At 50.0% G+C, this 682-nt stretch carries 1 protein-coding gene; it reads left to right on the forward strand.

The features are described 5' to 3' along the window. Positions 1 to 485: metallopeptidase TldD-related protein (locus tag R7E78_RS26970; protein WP_318058722.1), on the forward strand; the 485-nt coding region annotated here is incomplete at its 5' end. Positions 486 to 682: the final 197 nt, after the last annotated feature.

The following is a 682-nucleotide window of genomic DNA, read 5'->3' on the forward strand; positions in this document are numbered from 1 at the left end:
ACACGCTGATCGAAAATGGCGTATTGAAAGGCTACATGCAAGACAAGTTGAACGCGCGCCTAATGGGGGTAAACCCAACGGGTAACGGTCGCCGCGAATCTTACGCGCACTTACCGATGCCACGCATGACTAATACCTACATGCTGCCAGGTGAACACACACCAGAAGAAATCATCTCGACCGTGAAGAAAGGCATCTACGCGCCTAACTTCGGTGGTGGTCAGGTGGACATCACCTCTGGTAAGTTCGTGTTCTCTGCATCAGAAGCGTATTTGATTGAGGATGGTAAAGTGACTCGTCCCGTCAAAGGGGCAACTCTAATCGGTTCAGGCATTGAAGCGATGCAGCAAGTGTCGATGGTCGGTAACGACTTAAGCATCGATAAAGGTGTTGGCGTTTGTGGTAAAGCAGGTCAAAGCGTGCCAGTAGGCGTTGGTCAGCCAACGTTGAAGCTTGATTCACTGACTGTTGGTGGCACCGAATAAATCACTTGAATCTTGATAAAAAGAGCGCTCATTGGAGCGCTCTTTTACTTTGTGCGTGAATCGATGTGGGTTAGAGGTTCTCTTCTGCAAACTCTGCCAAGCGGCTACGAACCACGCCGTTGAGGTGAATGTTCGCACTGCCTTCAAAGTTCTTGAAGCGTTCGACCATGTAGGTCAAACCTGACGTCACTGGGGTG

The sequence above is a fragment of the Vibrio sp. YT-19(2023) genome (genome assembly GCF_033337395.1).